This is a genomic window from Streptomyces sp. NPDC060031, from assembly GCF_042736805.1.
Lineage (GTDB): Bacteria > Actinomycetota > Actinomycetes > Streptomycetales > Streptomycetaceae > Streptomyces.
The window spans coordinates 35,883-53,080 of the sequence record NZ_JBHWVM010000052.1; the positions used below are offsets into that span (position 1 = coordinate 35,883).

General features: G+C 71.9%; 14 protein-coding genes. 8 read left to right on the forward strand and 6 right to left on the reverse strand.

Annotation, left to right across the window (positions count from 1 at the left end; genetic code table 11):
• Positions 1-150: 150 nt before the first annotated feature.
• The 4 genes from uvrB to ACFWB8_RS22670 all read left to right on the forward strand — a co-directional run bounded on the left by uvrB (position 151) and on the right by ACFWB8_RS22670 (position 6,172).
• The gene (gene uvrB, locus ACFWB8_RS22655) at positions 151-2,301 is read left to right on the forward strand and encodes an excinuclease ABC subunit UvrB (RefSeq protein ID WP_385229890.1); all 2,151 of its coding nucleotides are present in this window, start codon (positions 151-153) and stop codon (positions 2,299-2,301) included.
• Positions 2,302-2,411: 110 nt separating this feature from the next.
• Complete coding sequence (locus ACFWB8_RS22660) at positions 2,412-2,990, forward strand: TerD family protein (RefSeq protein ID WP_385229893.1); 579 nt, start codon at positions 2,412-2,414, stop codon at positions 2,988-2,990.
• Between the two features lie 28 nt (positions 2,991-3,018).
• Positions 3,019-4,947, forward strand: coding sequence for a TerD family protein (locus ACFWB8_RS22665; RefSeq protein ID WP_385229896.1), 1,929 nt, complete (start codon positions 3,019-3,021; stop codon positions 4,945-4,947).
• Between the two features lie 232 nt (positions 4,948-5,179).
• Positions 5,180-6,172: a TerC family protein gene (locus ACFWB8_RS22670; RefSeq protein ID WP_385229899.1), complete on the forward strand. Its 993-nt coding sequence runs from the start codon at positions 5,180-5,182 to the stop codon at positions 6,170-6,172.
• 16 nt (positions 6,173-6,188) lie between these two features.
• Here ACFWB8_RS22670 and ACFWB8_RS22675 read toward each other — a convergent pair whose 3' ends face one another.
• The 3 genes from ACFWB8_RS22675 to ACFWB8_RS22685 form a co-directional block, all read right to left on the reverse strand.
• Positions 6,189-7,514 (reverse strand): MFS transporter, encoded by a 1,326-nt coding sequence (locus ACFWB8_RS22675; protein ID WP_385229902.1) that lies wholly within the window; start codon positions 7,512-7,514, stop codon positions 6,189-6,191.
• Positions 7,515-7,675: 161 nt separating this feature from the next.
• Entirely contained in the window at positions 7,676-8,332 is a 657-nt protein-coding gene (locus ACFWB8_RS22680; protein ID WP_385229906.1) for an MBL fold metallo-hydrolase, read from the reverse strand.
• A 9-nt stretch (positions 8,333-8,341) separates the two neighbouring features.
• Complete coding sequence (locus ACFWB8_RS22685; RefSeq protein WP_385229909.1) at positions 8,342-9,034, reverse strand: maleylpyruvate isomerase family mycothiol-dependent enzyme; 693 nt, start codon at positions 9,032-9,034, stop codon at positions 8,342-8,344.
• A 187-nt stretch (positions 9,035-9,221) separates the two neighbouring features.
• Here ACFWB8_RS22685 and uvrA point away from each other — a divergent pair, with 187 nt between their 5' ends.
• Positions 9,222-12,224, forward strand: a complete 3,003-nt coding sequence (gene uvrA, locus ACFWB8_RS22690) for an excinuclease ABC subunit UvrA (protein WP_385229912.1) — start codon at positions 9,222-9,224, stop codon at positions 12,222-12,224.
• Positions 12,225-12,345: 121 nt separating this feature from the next.
• On the opposite strand, the gene ACFWB8_RS22695 is transcribed toward uvrA, so the two are convergent.
• Entirely contained in the window at positions 12,346-12,996 is a 651-nt protein-coding gene (locus tag ACFWB8_RS22695; protein WP_385229915.1) for an NAD(P)-dependent oxidoreductase, read from the reverse strand.
• Positions 12,997-13,114: 118 nt separating this feature from the next.
• Positions 13,115-14,011 carry a carbohydrate kinase gene (locus tag ACFWB8_RS22700; RefSeq protein ID WP_385229918.1) on the reverse strand — a complete coding sequence of 299 codons (897 nt, stop codon included), beginning with the start codon at positions 14,009-14,011 and terminating at the stop codon, positions 13,115-13,117.
• Positions 14,012-14,111: 100 nt separating this feature from the next.
• Here ACFWB8_RS22700 and ACFWB8_RS22705 point away from each other — a divergent pair, with 100 nt between their 5' ends.
• On the forward strand, positions 14,112-14,570 hold the full coding sequence (locus ACFWB8_RS22705; RefSeq protein ID WP_385229921.1) for a Rieske (2Fe-2S) protein: 459 nt from the start codon (positions 14,112-14,114) through the stop codon (positions 14,568-14,570).
• 39 nt (positions 14,571-14,609) lie between these two features.
• Here ACFWB8_RS22705 and ACFWB8_RS22710 read toward each other — a convergent pair whose 3' ends face one another.
• The gene (locus ACFWB8_RS22710; RefSeq protein ID WP_385229923.1) at positions 14,610-15,554 is read right to left on the reverse strand and encodes a hypothetical protein; all 945 of its coding nucleotides are present in this window, start codon (positions 15,552-15,554) and stop codon (positions 14,610-14,612) included.
• Positions 15,555-15,803: 249 nt separating this feature from the next.
• Between ACFWB8_RS22710 and ACFWB8_RS22715 the strand changes: the two genes are divergently transcribed.
• A complete protein-coding gene (locus ACFWB8_RS22715; RefSeq protein WP_385229925.1) occupies positions 15,804-16,403 on the forward strand; it encodes a papain-like cysteine protease family protein in 600 nt (199 codons plus the stop codon).
• Positions 16,404-16,408: 5 nt separating this feature from the next.
• On the forward strand, positions 16,409-17,198 hold a 790-nt coding region (locus ACFWB8_RS22720; protein ID WP_385229927.1), incomplete at its 3' end, for a hypothetical protein.

The following is a 17,198-nucleotide window of genomic DNA, read 5'->3' on the forward strand; positions in this document are numbered from 1 at the left end:
CGACCAGACCCGATCGGGTTTGATGGGGCCTGATGGATCCCGATCGGACCGGGCGCGGTTCTCGACCGGGCCGCGATCGGACCGGACCCGCGGGACACCGGAGGCCCGTGCGGGCGGCAGAGTGTCAGTGGGGGGTCGTACGGTTGACCCATGCGGCCCGTATCGAAGATCGAACGCACGGTGGCGCCTTTCGAGGTCGTCAGCCCCTACCAGCCCAGCGGCGACCAGCCGGCGGCCATCGCCGATCTGGAGAAGCGCATCCGTGCAGGTGAGAAGGATGTCGTGCTGCTCGGCGCGACCGGCACCGGCAAGTCGGCGACCACTGCCTGGATGATCGAGAAGCTCCAGCGCCCCACGCTGGTCATGGCACCCAACAAGACCCTCGCCGCCCAGCTGGCGAACGAGTTCCGCGAGCTCCTGCCGAACAACGCCGTCGAGTACTTCGTCTCGTACTACGACTACTACCAGCCCGAGGCTTACGTTCCGCAGTCGGACACCTACATCGAGAAGGACTCCTCGATCAACGAGGAGGTGGAGCGGCTGCGCCACTCCGCGACCAACTCCCTGCTGACCCGGCGCGATGTCATCGTCGTCGCCTCCGTGTCCTGCATCTACGGCCTCGGCACCCCCCAGGAGTACGTCGACCGGATGGTCGCGCTCAAGGTCGGCGAGGAGATGGACCGCGACCAGCTGCTGCGCCGCTTCGTCGACATCCAGTACACGCGCAACGACGTGGCCTTCACCCGCGGCACCTTCCGGGTGCGCGGCGACACCATCGAGATCTTCCCGGTCTACGAGGAACTGGCCGTCCGCATCGAGATGTTCGGCGACGAGATCGAGGCCCTCTCCACCCTCCACCCGCTGACCGGCGAGGTCATCAGCGAGGACCGCGAGCTCTACGTGTTCCCCGCCAGCCACTACGTCGCCGGCCCCGAGCGCATGGAGAAGGCGATCGCCGGCATCGAGGCCGAGCTCGCCGAGCGCCTCGCAGAGCTGGAGAAGCAGGGCAAGATGCTGGAGGCGCAGCGGCTGCGCATGCGCACCACCTACGACCTGGAGATGATGCGCCAGATCGGGTCGTGTTCCGGCATCGAGAACTACTCGCTGCACATGGACGACCGCGAGCGGGGTTCGGCGCCCAACACGCTCATCGACTACTTCCCCGAGGACTTCTTGCTCGTCATCGACGAGTCGCACGTCACCGTGCCGCAGATCGGCGCGATGTACGAGGGCGACGCCTCGCGCAAGCGGACCCTGGTCGACCACGGCTTCCGGCTCCCCTCCGCGCTCGACAACCGGCCGCTGAAGTGGGAAGAGTTCCAGAAGCGGATCGGCCAGACCGTCTACCTGTCGGCGACCCCCGGCAAGTACGAGCTCTCGCGCGGCGACGGCTTCGTGGAGCAGATCATCCGTCCCACCGGCCTCATCGACCCCGAGGTCGTGGTCAAGCCCACCGAGGGCCAGATCGACGACCTGGTGCACGAGATCCGCCAGCGGGTCGAGAAGGACGAGCGGGTCCTGGTCACCACCCTCACCAAGAAGATGGCCGAGGACCTCACCGACTACTTCCTGGAGCTCGGCATCCAGGTCCGCTACCTGCACAGCGACGTGGACACGCTGCGCCGCATCGAGCTGCTGCGCGAGCTGCGGGCCGGCGAGTACGACGTCCTGGTCGGCATCAACCTGCTGCGCGAGGGCCTCGACCTGCCCGAGGTGTCACTGGTGGCGATCCTCGACGCCGACAAGCAGGGCTTCCTGCGCTCCGGCACCTCCCTGATCCAGACCATCGGCCGCGCGGCGCGCAACGTCTCCGGCCAGGTCCACATGTACGCGGACAGCATCACCCCGGCGATGGCCCAGGCGATCGACGAGACCAACCGCCGCCGGGAGAAGCAGGTCGCCTACAACACGGCCAACGGGATCGACCCGCAGCCGCTGCGCAAGAAGATCAACGACATCGTGGCGACGATCGCCCGCGAGGAGCTCGACACGGAGCAGCTCCTGGGCACCGGCTACCGGCAGGGCAAGGACGGCAAGGGCGCCAAGGCTCCCGTCCCCGCGCTCGGGGGCAAGGCGGCGGCCCCGGGCAAGGCGGGCGGCAAGGGGGCCAAGGGGGCCAAGGCCGCCGAGGTTCTGACCGACCGTCCGGCCGCGGAGCTGGCCGCGCTCATCGAGCAGATGACCGAGCGGATGCGCGGGGCTGCCGCGGAGCTGCAGTTCGAGGTCGCGGCCCGGATCCGGGACGAGGTGAGCGAGCTGAAGAAGGAGCTGCGACAGATGAAGGAAGCGGGCCTCGCCTGACCCGGGGCCGGTCAGTAGGGTTGGGCCGGGGAGTGTTGCCGACACGCCCCGAGCCGCAGGTACACACTGCGCACCCGTTATTGGGGCGGGCTACGGAGAGGGGACAGCGCGTGACGGTCAACATGACCAAGGGTCAGGCCATCAGTCTGCAGAAGTCGGACGGGGGCACGCTGACCGCGGTCCGGATGGGCCTCGGCTGGCAGGCGGCCAAGCGCCGCGGGCTGTTCGGCTCGCGGACCCGGGAGATCGACCTGGACGCCTCGGCGGTGCTCTTCGCCGACAAGCAGCCCGTGGACGTCGTGTTCTTCCGGCACCTGCAGAGCGACGACGGCTCGGTCCGGCACACCGGTGACAACCTCGTCGGCGGCGTCGGCCAGGGCGGCGACGACGAGTCGATCCTCGTCGACCTGCAGCGCGTGCCGGTCCACATCGACCAGATCGTCTTCACGGTGAACTCGTTCACCGGCCAGACGTTCCAGGAGGTGCAGAACGCGTTCTGCCGCATCGTCGACGAGACCAACGGCCAGGAACTGGCCCGCTACACCCTCGACGGCGGCGGCAATTACACCGCGCAGATCATGGCGAAGGTGTCGCGCGTCGGCGGCGGCTGGCAGATGACGGCCCTGGGCAACCCGGCCAACGGCCGTACCTTCCAGGACCTGATGCCGTCGATCCTGCCGCACCTGTAAGCGAAGAGGAACGGGGGGAGACGAGGCGATGGCGGCCGAACTGGTCCGGGGGCAGAACCACGCCCTGTCCGAACACCGGGTGCGGATCACGGTCTCGGCGGGTGCGCCGGTGCTCGCCCTGGCCTCGCTCGGGGACGAGCGGGGCGCCGTGACCGGCCCGGAGGGCGTCGCGCACCCCGGTGCGCGCGGCCTTCCGGGGGTGGAGGCACCCGAAGGGGCCGCCGCCCGCCACCGGTTCGCCGTCGACCTCGACGCGGTGGCCGCCGAGGTGCACCGGGTCGCCGTCCTGCTCTCGCTGCCCCCCGGCGGCCCCGACCGGTTCGGTGCCGTCGCGGCCTCGCACGTCGCCGTCGCGGGCACGGACGGCACCGAACTGGCCGAGTACACCCTGACCGGGCTGGACGCCGAGACCGCCGTGGTGGCCCTGGAGCTCTACCGCCGCCAGGGGGCCTGGAAGGTCCGCGCCGTCGGCCAGGGCTACGCCGACGGGCTCGCCGCCCTGTTCGCCGACCACGGGCTCGCCGCCCCCGTCGCCTCCGACCTGGCCGCGCGCGTGCACGCCTGCGTCGCGGCGCCGGTCGCGCCGGACCCCGTCCCGGCGGCCTGCGACCCGGTGCCGGTGTCCGGAGCCCCGTACCCGGGCACGCCGGACTCCGCTCCGGCGCCGGGCGTGCCCGCGCCGGGCCCCGCGCCCGCCTCGGTGCCCGCGGGCGACACCACCATCAGCTACGCCCACCCGCGCCGTCGGCGCACCAGCACCGAGCCGCCCGAGCCGGCCCCGCAGCCCGCCCCGCAGGCGGCTCCGTCGCAGCAGCCCGGCGAGGCCCCGCGTCCCGTCGCCGGCGACGCCGCCGGCTGGTCCATGGAGGAGCGGCTCTACAACCAGGTCTGGGGCATGTTCGAGGACCTGGCCCGCGCGGTTGCCGCCTACCGCGGCGCCGTCGACTTCGCGGACTCCCGGATGGAACGCGAGCTCGACGAGGTGCTGTCCGACCCCCGCCACCGCCTCGGCGGCCCGGCCAACGCCGGCCGTGACACCGCCCGGGCCCGCCGTGACGAGCTCGTCGAGCGGGCCCGGGCCGTGCTCGACCGGGACCTCGCCCAGCTCGTCGCCGAGTCCGAGGTGATCGAGCCCGCGCTGCCGGCCTCGTACGCCCGCTGGGACAACCCCGTCTGGCACGACGACCGGTCGGCCGGGCTGCCCGAGGAGGCGCCGCTCGCACTGCGCCTCGGGGACCTGCACCTGCCCGAGCGGCCCGCCCTGCGCATCCCGATGCTGGTCCGGCTCCCGCTGGAGCGCGGCCTGTGGATCGACAACGGCCGCACCGGCTCCGAGGCGGCCATGGCCATGGACACCGACCGGCTGCGCCGGGCCGCCATGGACATGGCCGTCGCGCACGCCGTCCGGCTGCTCGCGGTCCACCCCGCCGACCGGTTCTCCGTCCACGTCATAGACGCGGTCGGCGGCGGAGCCGCCTCGCTGGCGCCGCTGGTACGGGCCGGGGTGCTGGCCGCGCCGCCCGCTGCGGGGCCCGCGGGCGTCACCGAGACCCTGGCGCGGCTGACCCGGCGCGTGGACCTCGTACAGATGGCGGTGCGGGCCGGGGCTCCGGAGGACCTCCCGTCCGATGTGGACACCGCTGACCAGTTGCTGATCGTGCACGACTTCCCGCACGGCTTCGACGACCGGGCCGTCACCCAGCTGCGTTACCTGGCAGACGAGGGCCCGGCGGTGGGCGTGCACCTGCTGATGGTCGCCGACCGCGACGAGGCCTCGGCGTACGGGCCGCTGCTGGACCCGCTGTGGCGCTCGCTGATGCGGCTGTCCCCGGTGTCGGACAACCACCTCGCCGACCCGTGGGTCCACCATGCCTGGACCTTCGAACCCGACCTGCCGCCGCAGGGCAGCCGGGTCCTCGAACAGGTCCTGGAGCGGGTCGGGGCGGCCCGGCGATGACCAGCCTCTGACCTGTTCTTGGGATTCCCTTTACCTTACGGGGTCGTTACCGGTACGCTTTTGTGTGCGGAGGGGAGTATTCCTGCTTTCCTGCTACGGCGTGCCCGTCAATACGGACTGCAATCGGTCCCGGGGCGCCGGCCCACGGCCTCCAGGCCGCCCGGGTGGAAGAGACCTCCGGCAGCGATGACGCTGACGAAGTGCTTAGCCATCCGCCGGAGGCGTGTTCACCATGGAAGTTTCCTGGACCCTGTGGGCGCTGACCATTCTTGGTCTCTCCCTGCTCATCGGCGCCGATTTCTTCATCGGCCGCAAACCGCACGACGTATCGATCAAGGAAGCGGGCACCTGGACGGTCGTCTGGATCGCCCTCGCCGGACTCTTCGGGCTCGGCCTGTGGTACTTCGGCAACGGCCAGGCCTCCCAGGAGTTCTTCGCGGGCTTCATCACCGAGAAGTCCCTGAGCGTCGACAACCTCTTCGTCTTCGTCCTGATCATGGCGAAGTTCGCGGTGCCCTCGCACCTCCAGCAGCGCGTACTGCTCGTGGGCGTGCTGATCGCCCTGGTCCTGCGCGCCATCTTCATCGCGGCCGGCGCGGCGATCATCGCCAGCTTCTCCTGGGTCTTCTACATCTTCGGCGCGTTCCTGATCTACACCGCGTGGAAGCTGATCCAGGAGGCGCGCAAGGACGAGGGGTCCGCCGAGGAGGACGAGTTCGAGGAGAACCGCCTCCTGAAGTCCGTCGAGAAGAAGTTCGGCGTCGCCGACAGGTACCACGGCACCAGGCTCTTCATCGAGAACAACGGCAAGCGCGTCCTGACCCCGCTGATGGTCGTCATGCTCGCCATCGGCACCACCGACGTGCTGTTCGCCCTGGACTCGATCCCCGCGATCTTCGGCCTCACCCAGGACCCGTACATCGTCTTCACCGCCAACGCCTTCGCCCTGATGGGGCTGCGCCAGCTGTACTTCCTCATCGGCGGCCTGCTCAAGAAGCTGGTCCACCTCAGCTACGGACTGTCGGTCATCCTGGGGTTCATCGGCGTCAAGCTGGTGCTGCACGCCCTGCACGAAAGCGGGCTGCACGTCCCGGTCATCTCGATCCCCGTCTCCCTGGGCGTCATCTGCGGCGTCCTGGTGATCACCACGATCACCAGCCTGATGGCCTCGAAGAAGCGGGCGGCGGCCGAGGCCACCGCCCGCCCCGAGAGCATCGACAGCTGATCCGCGGCGTGCGGAGCTAGCGGAGCCGTACGGGGGCGGCCGCTTCGGCCGCCCCCGTTCCCGCGTCCGCGTCCGCGCCCGTCCGGGCCCGTACGACCGCCGGATTCGTCTCGGGCAGCAGCGCGAAGCAGGCCAGCGAGACGAGGGCGATCCCCGTCAGGTACGCGGCCACACCCCACGGCGGACCCGAGCCCTCCGCCAGCGCCGTCGCGACGATCGGGGTCAGCGCCCCGCCCAGCACGCCGCCCAGGTTGTAGCCGACGGCCGCGCCCGTGCAGCGGATGCGCGGGGCGTACAGCTCCGGCAGGTACGCGCCGACCACCGCGAACATCGTCACCATGCCGAACAGGGCACCCACGAAGCCCAGCGTCATCAGCAGCGGATCGGCCGTGCGCAGCAGCGCCACGAACGGGAACATCCACACCGCGCAGGCCGCGCAGCCGATCAGGCACAGGGGCCGCCGGCCGTGGCGGTCGCCGAGCAGGGCCACCAGCGGGGTCACCAGGCCCTTGAGCGCGACCGCCGCCATGATGCAGGCGAGCATCGGCGTGCGGTGCACCCCGAGGTGCTCGGTGGCGTACGCGAGGGACCAGGTGGTGACCGCGTAGAAGACGGCGTACCCGACCGCGAGCGCCCCGCCGGTGAGCAGCAGCAGCCGCCAGTGGCCCCGTACGACCTCCGCGAGCGGGGCCTCGGCCCGGCGGCCGGTCTCGGTGAGGGCGCGGAACTGCGGGGTCTCCTCCACGGTGCGGCGCAGCCACAGCCCGGCCAGTGCCAGCAGTCCGGCCGCCCAGAACGGCACCCGCCAGCCCCAGGACCGGAACTGCCCGTCGGTGAGGGTGGCGGACAGGGTCAGCATCAGGCCGTTGGCCAGCAGGAACCCCACGGCCGGGCCGATCTGGGGGAAGCTCGACCACAGCCCGCGCCGCCCCTCGGGAGCGTGCTCGGCGGTCAGCAGCACCGCGCCGCCCCACTCGCCTCCGAGTCCGAGGCCCTGCAGGAAGCGCAGCAGGAGCAGCAGGATCGGGGCGGCCGCGCCGATGGAGCCGTACGTCGGCACGCAGCCGACGGCCACGGTGGCGACGCCGGTGAGAAGCAGGGAGCCGAGGAGCACGGGGCGGCGGCCGTGGCGGTCGCCGATGTGGCCGAACAGCGCGGAGCCCAGCGGGCGGGCGAGGAAGCCGATCCCGAAGGTGCCGAAGGCGGCGAGGGTGCCGGCGAGCGGCGAGAACGACGGGAAGAACAGCGGGCCGAGCACCAGGGCCGCGGCGGTGCCGTACACGAAGAAGTCGTAGAACTCGATCGCGGTGCCGGCGAGGGAGGCCGAGGCGAGCCGCAGCATCGAGGGGGACGGAGAAGGGGCCGGAGAGGGGGACGGGGAAGGGGCTTTTGGCATGGTGCAGCAATTACCCCGTCCCCGGCCCTCAGGACGTGCGTTCGGTCAGCATCGACCGAAAGGAGTGCCCGGGGCTCGCGGTGTTGACCGCGGCCCCGTGGCCGCCGCTACCAGCCGCGCTCGCGCCACTCGTCCAGGTGTGGCCGCTCGGCGCCGAGGGTGGTGTCGTCGCCGTGGCCCGGGTAGACCCAGGCCTCGTCGGGCAGCTGCCCGAAGAGCTTGTTCTGGACGTCGTCGATGAGGCTGGCGAAGGCCTTCGGGTCGCCCCCGGTGTTGCCGACGCCGCCCGGGAAGAGACAGTCGCCGGTGAACACGTGCGGGTGGCCGTGCGGGTCGTCGTAGACGAGCGCGATCGAACCGGGGGTGTGCCCGACCAGGTGCCGCGCGGTCAGTTCGACCCGCCCCACGCGCACGGTGTCGCCGTCGGCGACGAGCACGTCGGTCGCCACCGGGATGCCCTCGGCGTCGTGGGCGCCCGCGTAGGTCCGCGCGCCGGTCGCGGCGACGACCTCCTGCAGGGCGCCCCAGTGGTCGCCGTGCCGGTGGGTGGTGACGACGGACGCGATGCCGTCGTCGCCGATCAGGTTCAGCAGCGTGGCCGCCTCGGCGGCCGCGTCGATCAGCAGCTGCTCGCCGGTGGCCCGGCAGCGCAGCAGGTAGGCGTTGTTGTTCATGGGGCCCACCGCGACCTTGGAAATCATCAGGTCCGCGAGTTCGTGCACGTCGGCAGCACCGCCGACCTTGACCGCTCCGCTGTACGTCATGGCTCGATCCTAGAGCGCCGGGAGGGCGGGGAGGGGGCCGCCTTCGACGGACAGGCGGGCACCCTTGAGGCCGCGGCCGGCCAGCCAGCCGAGGAGCTCGTCCGCGGGGCCGGTGAGGGTCACGGGGGCGCCCTCGGTGCCGCCGGTGTGCCAGGTGCGGTCGCCGGCGGTCGCCCTCAGCGTGACCGGGGGCACCTCGGGGCGGCCGGACCAGCGGTCGGCGAGGAAGTCGATCTCGCGGGCGGTGAACTCGGCGGGGAGGTCGGAGAGCTCGTAGCCGATGTTCAGGTCGACGTGGTGCAGATCGACCTCGACCCAGCGGCGGAAGGGCACGTTGGCGGCGAGGTCGGTGACGCCGCCCCGCAGCTCGACCGTGCGGGACCAGTCCTGGTCGTGCTCGGTGGTGGCGAGGAAGCGGGCCGCGGAATCACGGACGTCCGCCAGTTGTTCTTCCAGGGGCCGGTCGGCGTCGCGCTCGATGTCGGCGTCGCGTGCGGTGGCGCTCTCGTACATGGGACGCCCCTCGAAGACGTTGACGAGGGCGTCGGCGTTGCGGGCGAGGTGTGCCAGGACGTGGCCGCGGGTCCAGCCCGGCAGGTGTGACTGCTCGGCCAGGGCGGCGTTGTCCAGTTTCGCGGCCGCGGTCAGCAGCCGCTCCGTGGCTTCACGTACAGATCGCAGGTCGTGCACATGATCATTCATGGTTCGAGCCTAGTGGTTCCCGAGTGCGGGGCCACACGATCGGGTGAAGCGGTCTGCGGAGTGCCGTAAATCGAATGTGCGTGCTATACGCTCGGTAGTCCAGACAGCAACTCCATCGCAGAGGCGCCCCCCATACCCTGGGACGGGGGCCCGTGCCCCCGCTCTCTCAAGAAAGGTGCGGACCGGCGTGACCGACCGTCTCATCGTTCGTGGCGCTCGCGAGCACAACCTCAAGAACGTCTCGCTCGACCTGCCCCGCGACTCACTCATCGTCTTCACCGGACTCTCCGGGTCGGGCAAGTCCTCCCTGGCCTTCGACACGATCTTCGCCGAGGGCCAGCGCCGCTACGTCGAGTCGCTCTCCTCGTACGCCCGCCAGTTCCTCGGGCAGATGGACAAGCCCGACGTGGACTTCATCGAGGGCCTCTCCCCGGCCGTCTCGATCGACCAGAAGTCCACCTCGCGCAACCCGCGCTCCACCGTGGGCACCATCACCGAGGTCTACGACTACCTCCGCCTGCTCTTCGCGCGCATCGGCAAGCCGCACTGCCCCGAGTGCCGCCGCCCGATCTCGCGCCAGTCGCCCCAGGCGATCGTCGACAAGGTGCTCGCGCTCCCCGAGGGCAGCCGCTTCCAGGTGCTCTCACCGCTCGTGCGCGAGCGCAAGGGCGAGTTCGTGGACCTCTTCGCCGATCTCCAGACCAAGGGCTACAGCCGGGCCCGGGTGGACGGGGAAACCATCCAGCTCTCCGAGCCGCCCACCCTGAAGAAGCAGGAGAAGCACACCATCGAGGTGGTCATCGACCGCCTCACCGTCAAGGACGGCGCCAAGCGCCGGCTCACCGACTCCGTCGAGACCGCCCTCGGGCTGTCGGGCGGCATGGTGATCCTGGACTTCGTCGACCTCGCCGAGGACGACCCCGAGCGTGAGCGGATGTACTCCGAGCACCTCTACTGCCCGTACGACGACCTGTCCTTCGAGGAGCTGGAGCCGCGCTCCTTCTCCTTCAACTCGCCCTTCGGCGCCTGCCCCGAGTGCACCGGCATCGGTACGCGCATGGAGGTCGACCCGGAGCTGATCATCCCGGACGAGGACAAGTCCCTGGACGAGGGCGCGGTCTCGCCGTGGTCGCTCGGCCACACCAAGGACTACTTCCAACGGCTGGTCGGCGCGCTCGCCGGGGAGCTCGGCTTCCGCACGGACATCCCGTGGGCCGGCCTGCCGATGCGGGCGAAGAAGGCCCTGCTGTACGGGCACAAGACGCAGATCGAGGTCCGCTACCGCAACCGCTACGGGCGGGAGCGCGCGTACACGACGGCCTTCGAGGGCGCCGTGCCGTTCGTCAAGCGCCGGCACTCGGAGTCCGAGAGCGACGCCAGCCGCGAGCGCTTCGAGGGCTACATGCGCGAGGTGCCCTGCCCCACCTGTGAGGGCACCCGGCTCAAGCCGATCGTGCTCGCCGTGACGGTGATGGAGAAGTCCATCGCCGAGGTCGCCGCGATGTCGATCAGCGAGTGCGCGGACTTCCTGGGGCAGATGCGCCTCGACGCCCGCGACAAGAAGATCGCCGAGCGGGTCCTCAAGGAGGTCAACGAGCGGCTCCGCTTCCTCGTGGACGTCGGCCTGGACTACCTCTCGCTGAACCGCGCCGCCGGCACCCTCTCGGGCGGCGAGGCGCAGCGCATCCGGCTGGCCACGCAGATCGGCTCCGGCCTCGTCGGCGTGCTGTACGTACTGGACGAGCCCTCCATCGGCCTGCACCAGCGGGACAACCACCGGCTGATCGAGACGCTGGTGCGGCTGCGGGACATGGGCAACACCCTGATCGTGGTCGAGCACGACGAGGACACCATCAAGGTGGCCGACTGGGTCGTGGACATCGGTCCGGGCGCGGGCGAGCACGGCGGCAAGGTGGTGCACAGCGGTTCGCTGAAGGACCTGCTGAAGAACCCCGAGTCGATGACGGGCCAGTACCTGTCGGGCAAGCGGTCCATCCCGCTGCCGGACGTACGCCGTCCCGTGAACGGAGAGCGCAAGCTGACCGTCCACGGCGCCAAGGAGAACAACCTGCGGGACATCGACGTGTCCTTCCCGCTGGGTGTGCTCACCGCCGTCACCGGTGTGTCGGGTTCGGGCAAGTCCACTCTCGTCAACGACATCCTCTACACGCACCTGGCGCGCGAGCTGAACGGTGCCCGCTCGGTGCCGGGGCGGCACACGCGGGTGGACGGGGACGACCTGGTCGACAAGGTCGTGCATGTCGACCAGTCGCCGATCGGACGGACGCCGCGGTCGAACCCGGCGACGTACACCGGTGTCTTCGACCACGTGCGCAGGCTCTTCGCGGAGACGATGGAGGCGAAGGTGCGCGGCTATCTGCCGGGCCGCTTCTCCTTCAACGTGAAGGGCGGCCGGTGCGAGAACTGCTCCGGCGACGGCACGATCAAGATCGAGATGAACTTCCTGCCGGACGTCTACGTCCCGTGCGAGGTGTGCCACGGCGACCGGTACAACCGGGAGACGCTGGAGGTCCACTACAAGGGCAAGTCCATCGCGGAAGTCCTGAACATGCCGATCGAGGAGGCGCTGGACTTCTTCGAGGCCGTGCCGACGATCGCCCGCCACCTGCGCACGCTCAACGAGGTCGGTCTCGGGTACGTGCGGCTCGGGCAGTCGGCGCCGACTCTGTCGGGCGGCGAGGCGCAGCGCGTGAAGCTGGCCTCGGAGCTTCAGAAGCGCTCGACGGGCCGGACGGTCTACGTCCTGGACGAGCCGACGACGGGCCTGCACTTCGAGGACATCTCCAAGCTGATCAAGGTGCTGTCCGGCCTGGTGGACAAGGGCAACACGGTGATCGTCATCGAGCACAACCTCGACGTCGTCAAGACGGCGGACTGGGTCGTGGACATGGGCCCCGAGGGCGGCTACGGCGGCGGGCTCGTCGTCGCGGAAGGCACCCCCGAGCAGGTGGCGTCGGTGGGCGCGAGCCACACCGGCAAGTTCCTGCGGGACATCCTGGGGGCGGACCGCATCTCCGACGCGGGGGCGCCTTTGGCGCGGACCGCGGCGAAGAAGGCCCCTGCCAAGAAGGCCCCCGCGAAGAAGGCGGTCGCCGCGAAGAAGGCGGTCGCCGCCGTGAAGAAGGCGGCTCCGGCCAAGAAGGCGACGGCGCGGGCCCGCAAGGCGTAGTCGCTGCGCCCAGCTCGGGCGGGAGGGGCTCGGCCTGGCGGCCGGGCCCCTCGTCGTGTGCGACGCCGTTGCCGGGACTCCGCCCCGGACCCCGCGCCTCACACGCCGGCAGGGCTGGATTTCAGGACGCGATGCCTACCGCCTGGTTCTTCGTTGCCGGGTCCGTCAGGGTGGTCAGGAGGGCGTCCGCGACGTCCGCGCGGGAGATGGTCCGGGCGTCGGGGACGTTGGCGCCGATCACCCGGCGGTACTTGCCGGTGCGCGGCTTGTTCAGCAGGCGCGGCGGGCGGATCACCGTCCACTCGGCGCTGCTCGCGCCGATCGCCGTCTCCATGACCGCCAGGTCCGCGTACAGGTCGCGCAGGGCCCGTCGCAGGATGGGCAGGAGCACCTTCCGGGCGATCACGCCGTCGCTCGGGACGTCCGGGCCGACGGGCGCCGCGCTGACCGCCGCCAGGCGGCTCACGCCCGCGCGGTCCATCGCCGCGAGGATGGCCCGTACCGCGGGGCCGGTGACCGGGCTGCGCTTGGCCTGCTTGTTGGTGCCCGCGCCCAGGGCGGAGATCACCGCGTCGCGGCCCACCAGGAGCGGGACGAGGGCCTGCGCGTCGGTGAGGTCGGGCACCACGGCCACCTCCAGCCCGTCGTGCGCCGGCACGCCCAGCCGGGCCGGATCGCGGACCACCGCCGTCACGTCGTGGCCCGCCGCCAGCGCCTGCCGGACGACCTCGCGGCCGACGCCGCCCGTGGCTCCGAACACCGTGATCTTCATCCCTGAGCTCCCGGACCAGAGGGGTGGGTGAGCGGTGGCTCACCCCTGTTGTGCCCCTCAGGGTGCCATCGCGCGCGAGGCCGCCGGCTCGGGGTCCGGTGGAGCGCGGGTCGAAGCGTCAGAGCTCCGCCGCGTACGGCGGCTCCGCGCCCGACCGCGTGCACGTCAGCGCGGCAGCGTGGGCGGCGTAGGCCAGTACGTCGGGCCAGTCCGCCGAGTCCGCCGAGTCCGCCGGGCCCGTTGATCCGGCGGGGCCCGAAAGCCGGTGCAGCAGCGCCGCGTTCACCGTGTCGCCCGCGCCGATCGTGTCGGCCACCGGCACCCGGCGCGCCGCCGCGGAGTACTCCGCACCGCCCCGCGTCCACACCGTCAGGCCCGCCGCGCCCTGGGTCAGCACCACCGCCGAGGGCCCCGCCGCCAGCCAGTCGGACACCCGGCCGCCCAGCCACGCCGCGTCCTCCTGCGACAGCTTGAGCACCGACACGTACGGCAGCCACTCCAGGAAGCGCGAGCGGTACGCCGGGGGGTCCCCGATCAGCGCCGGCCGGATGTTGGGGTCGAGCAGGGTCAGCAGCCCCCGCCCGGACTCCCGGCGCAGCAGGGCCTCGTACGCACTCGCCCCGGGCTCCAGCACGAGCGAACAGGTGCCGAGCGCGAGAGCCCGTACCCCGGCGGGCAGCGCGGGCGGCAGCTCGAACAGCCGGTCCGCCGTGCCCTCGACGTAGAAGCGGTACGCGGCCGATCCGTCCGGGGCCAGCGAGGGCACGGCGAGGGTGGTCGGCTCCGGGCCGCGCTGCACCAGCGACAGGTCGACCCCGGCCGCCCGCAGCCCGGACAGCAGGCTCTCGCCGAAGCCGTCCGCCGAGACCCGGGAACAGAAGGCGACCTGCGCCCCGAGCCTGCCGAGCGCGAGGGCGGTGTTGTACGGTCCGCCGCCCGGCCGGGGCAGCAGCGCGCCCGGCGGCTGCGCCACGGGCACCAGGTCCATCAGGGCTTCTCCGCCGACGACGATCACGCGGGGGAAGGTATCCCATCGGGCGGCGGTATCGTCGGGTGGGCCGAACCGTGCCGAGAGCGCCGGAAGCCGTCGAGAACGCCGAAAGTCAGGGAGCCCCATGTCCGCGTCGCAGTCTTCCCCCGGCAACCGCCGGGAGGTGCCCCCAGCCCGCCGTACCGTCCTCAAGGGCGCCGCCGCGCTCGCCGGGGCCGCCGGGGCCGGACTGACCCTCGCGGCCTGCTCCACCGAGACCAGCACCGGCTCCGGCGCCCCGGCGGTGCCCGCCGAGCCGGTGGAGCTCGGCGCCGCGAGCGAGGTCCCGGTCGGCGGCGCCAAGCTGTTCCGGAAGTCGAAGCTCGTCGTCAGCTGCAAGGAAGCCGGCCAGTACAAGGCCTTCAGCGCGCAGTGCACCCACGCGGGCTGTGTCCTGGACAAGATCGTCGAGGGCGAGGGCAACTGCCCCTGCCACGGCAGCCGTTTCGACGTGACGACCGGCAAGGTGCTGCGCGGCCCGGCCACCGACCCGCTGCCCGAGGTCCCGGTCAAGGTCGAGGGCGGCAAGATCATCGCCGGCTAGCCGAGGAGCCGCCGGGCTGCCGCCGGGCTGCCGCCGGGCTCACTCCCAGTCCCAGGCGATCCCGAGGATCCCGCGCCCCACGCACGGCTCGACCAGGTGCACCGCCCGGTGCCGCCCGCTCGGCGTCAGGTCCGACACCTGCCCCTGCGGCGCGTCCGGCCCGGTCCGGCTGAAGCGCCGGCAGCGCACCGGCAGGGCCGCCTCGTCGAAGCGGACCTGGAGCACGTACTGCCCGCCGGTGTAGGCGAAGCCGCGCACGTACTCGGTGCTGCGGCCGCCGGTGCCGTCCTCGAAGCCGTAGCCGAAGACGTAGGTGTCCCCGGCGCGCAGCCTGGCGTCGAAGAGGAGCTCGGCGACGACCACCCCGGCCTCGCGGTGCCAGCGCACGCGCCCCGTCCGGCAGTTCTCGTCGGCCCGCACCCGCACTCGGGCCGGGTCGCAGCCGGGGTCGCCGTGGTGCACGGCCACGTACCGGTCGATCCCGTCGCGGTGGGCCCGTACGACGTGCTGTGACTCGCGGCCCAGCAGCTGCCCGGCGGGTCCGACCCGTACCCGCTCCTGGTGGCCGACCGTGTGCAGGCCGCCGTCGGCGGGCAGCTCCATGGCCACGAGCAGCTCTTCGACGGCCGCGCCCACGCTGATCAGCGCCCGGTACGGGCGGGCCGACGGCCGGGCCCCCTCGGGTCCGGCGGCGGTCGCCCCGGGCGCGGCGAGCAGCCGCAGCAGGGTGCCGTCGGGCAGTTCCAGGATCTGCTCCAGCGCTTGTACGGCCTTCAGGGACTCGGGGCGGCGCGGTCGCCGGGCGCCTTGCTGCCAGTAACTCAGGCTCGTCACCCCGACCTTGATGCCGCGGGCGGCGAGCCGGTGCTGGACGCGGTGCAGGGGCAGTCCGCGGGCGGTGAGCGCGGCGCGCAGGGCGAGGTGGAAGGGTCCGGCACGCAGGAGGCGCGCCAGCTCGGGCGGGCTGTCCCCGGTCGGGCGCATGGCGGCTCCTCTTGTGAACGTTCACGCCCGATGGGGCGGGGTGTCCCGGCGGTGGCGTCCGGACCCAGGTGGGCCCAGGTGGGCCCGGGTGAATGGACGGCAGACGTTCACACCGCAGTCCCACCGTTCACACCTCGATGTCACGGCGTATTGAAGCGTGTTGACCTGCTCGCGACAACACCACGATGCTCCTCCACAGCGTCCGGACGCGCTCCTCCACCCCCCACTCCCCACCTCGGGAGGAACGCGATGCGCAACAGAAACCGGCGGCTCACCCTGGCCGCCTTCCTCACCACCCTGCTCCTCGCCCTGCCCACCGGCATCGCCACCGCCGCCGATGCCGCAACGGACAGTGCGGACAGCGCTCTCTCGTCCAAGCGCCTGAACATCACCATGCAGGCGCAAGCGAAGACCAACTGGTGCTGGGCCGCGAGTGGCAACACCATCGCCACCTGGTTCGGCCGCAACTACAGCCAGAACCAGTTCTGCAACGCGGCCTTCAACCGCCAGCAGGGCTACGACTGCCCCAACAACCAGGCCTCCCTCGGCAACGTCCAGACCGCCCTGGACTGGGCCGGCATCAACTCCGGTTCGTACGTGACCGGCTGGCTGCGCTACCCCACGGTGCAGACCGAGATCAATGCCGACCGCCCCATCGAGACCCGCATCCAGTGGGCCAACGGCGGCGGCCACATGCACGTCATCTACGGCTACGACACCGCCAACAGCTGGGTCTACTGGGGCGACCCGTGGCCTTCCAGCGACCGCTACAACTGGGCCTCGCACGCCTGGTACGTGGACAACAGCACCTTCTCCTGGACCCACTCGCTCTACCGGATCGGGGCGTGAGCACCATGGCCCACGCACCTCGGACGCCGCGCGCCGCCGCCGCGCTCCTCGCCGCCACCGCCGCTCTGGCCCTCGCTCCGCAGGCCTTCGCTCCGCAAGCCTTGGCGGCGCCCGTTCCGCAGCCCCAGTCCGCCACGGCCGAGACCAGGGCCGCGGCCGCGCAGGCGGCGGCCGCCCCCGACACCCTGGCGACCCTGTCCCGCTTCTTCGCCCGGGAGGGCAAGGTCACCCTCGCCGCCGCGCAGCCCCGCATCGAGGGCGAGGCGATCCCGGTCAACCACCTCTCCCCGGACTTCGTCGCGGGCAAGCCCGGGGCAAGCGTCGCCCGCCTGGAGTTCCTCGCGAGCAAGGCGGTCTCCTCCGACGGCCAGCAGGCCGCCCTGTGGACCGCCAAGACCGAGGCGGGCTGGCAGGTGGTGAACATCGCCACCGGCGACGACGAGTTCCGCTACGCACAGCTCGGCGCCGGCAAACTACCCGGCGGCACCGTGTTCCGGGAGCCGCAGATCGACGCCTGGTACGTGGCCCAGGGCAGCCGGGTGCTGCCGCTGGACGAGGCCGCCGTACGGGCGGTGGGCGAGCGGGGCACGACCCTGACCGCCTACCGCGCCCGGGTCACCAAGGCCTACGGCGACAAGCTCCCCGGCTCCGCCTACGCCAAGGGCGGCAAGGCCGGCGGCTACGCCGATCCGCAGACCGGAGCGGACGGCGCGGCCCTGGCGGCCGGGGCCGGGGCCGGGGCCGGAGCGGATGCCGACCGGGCCGTGCCCGCGGCCGCCGGCGCCGCGGCCGGCG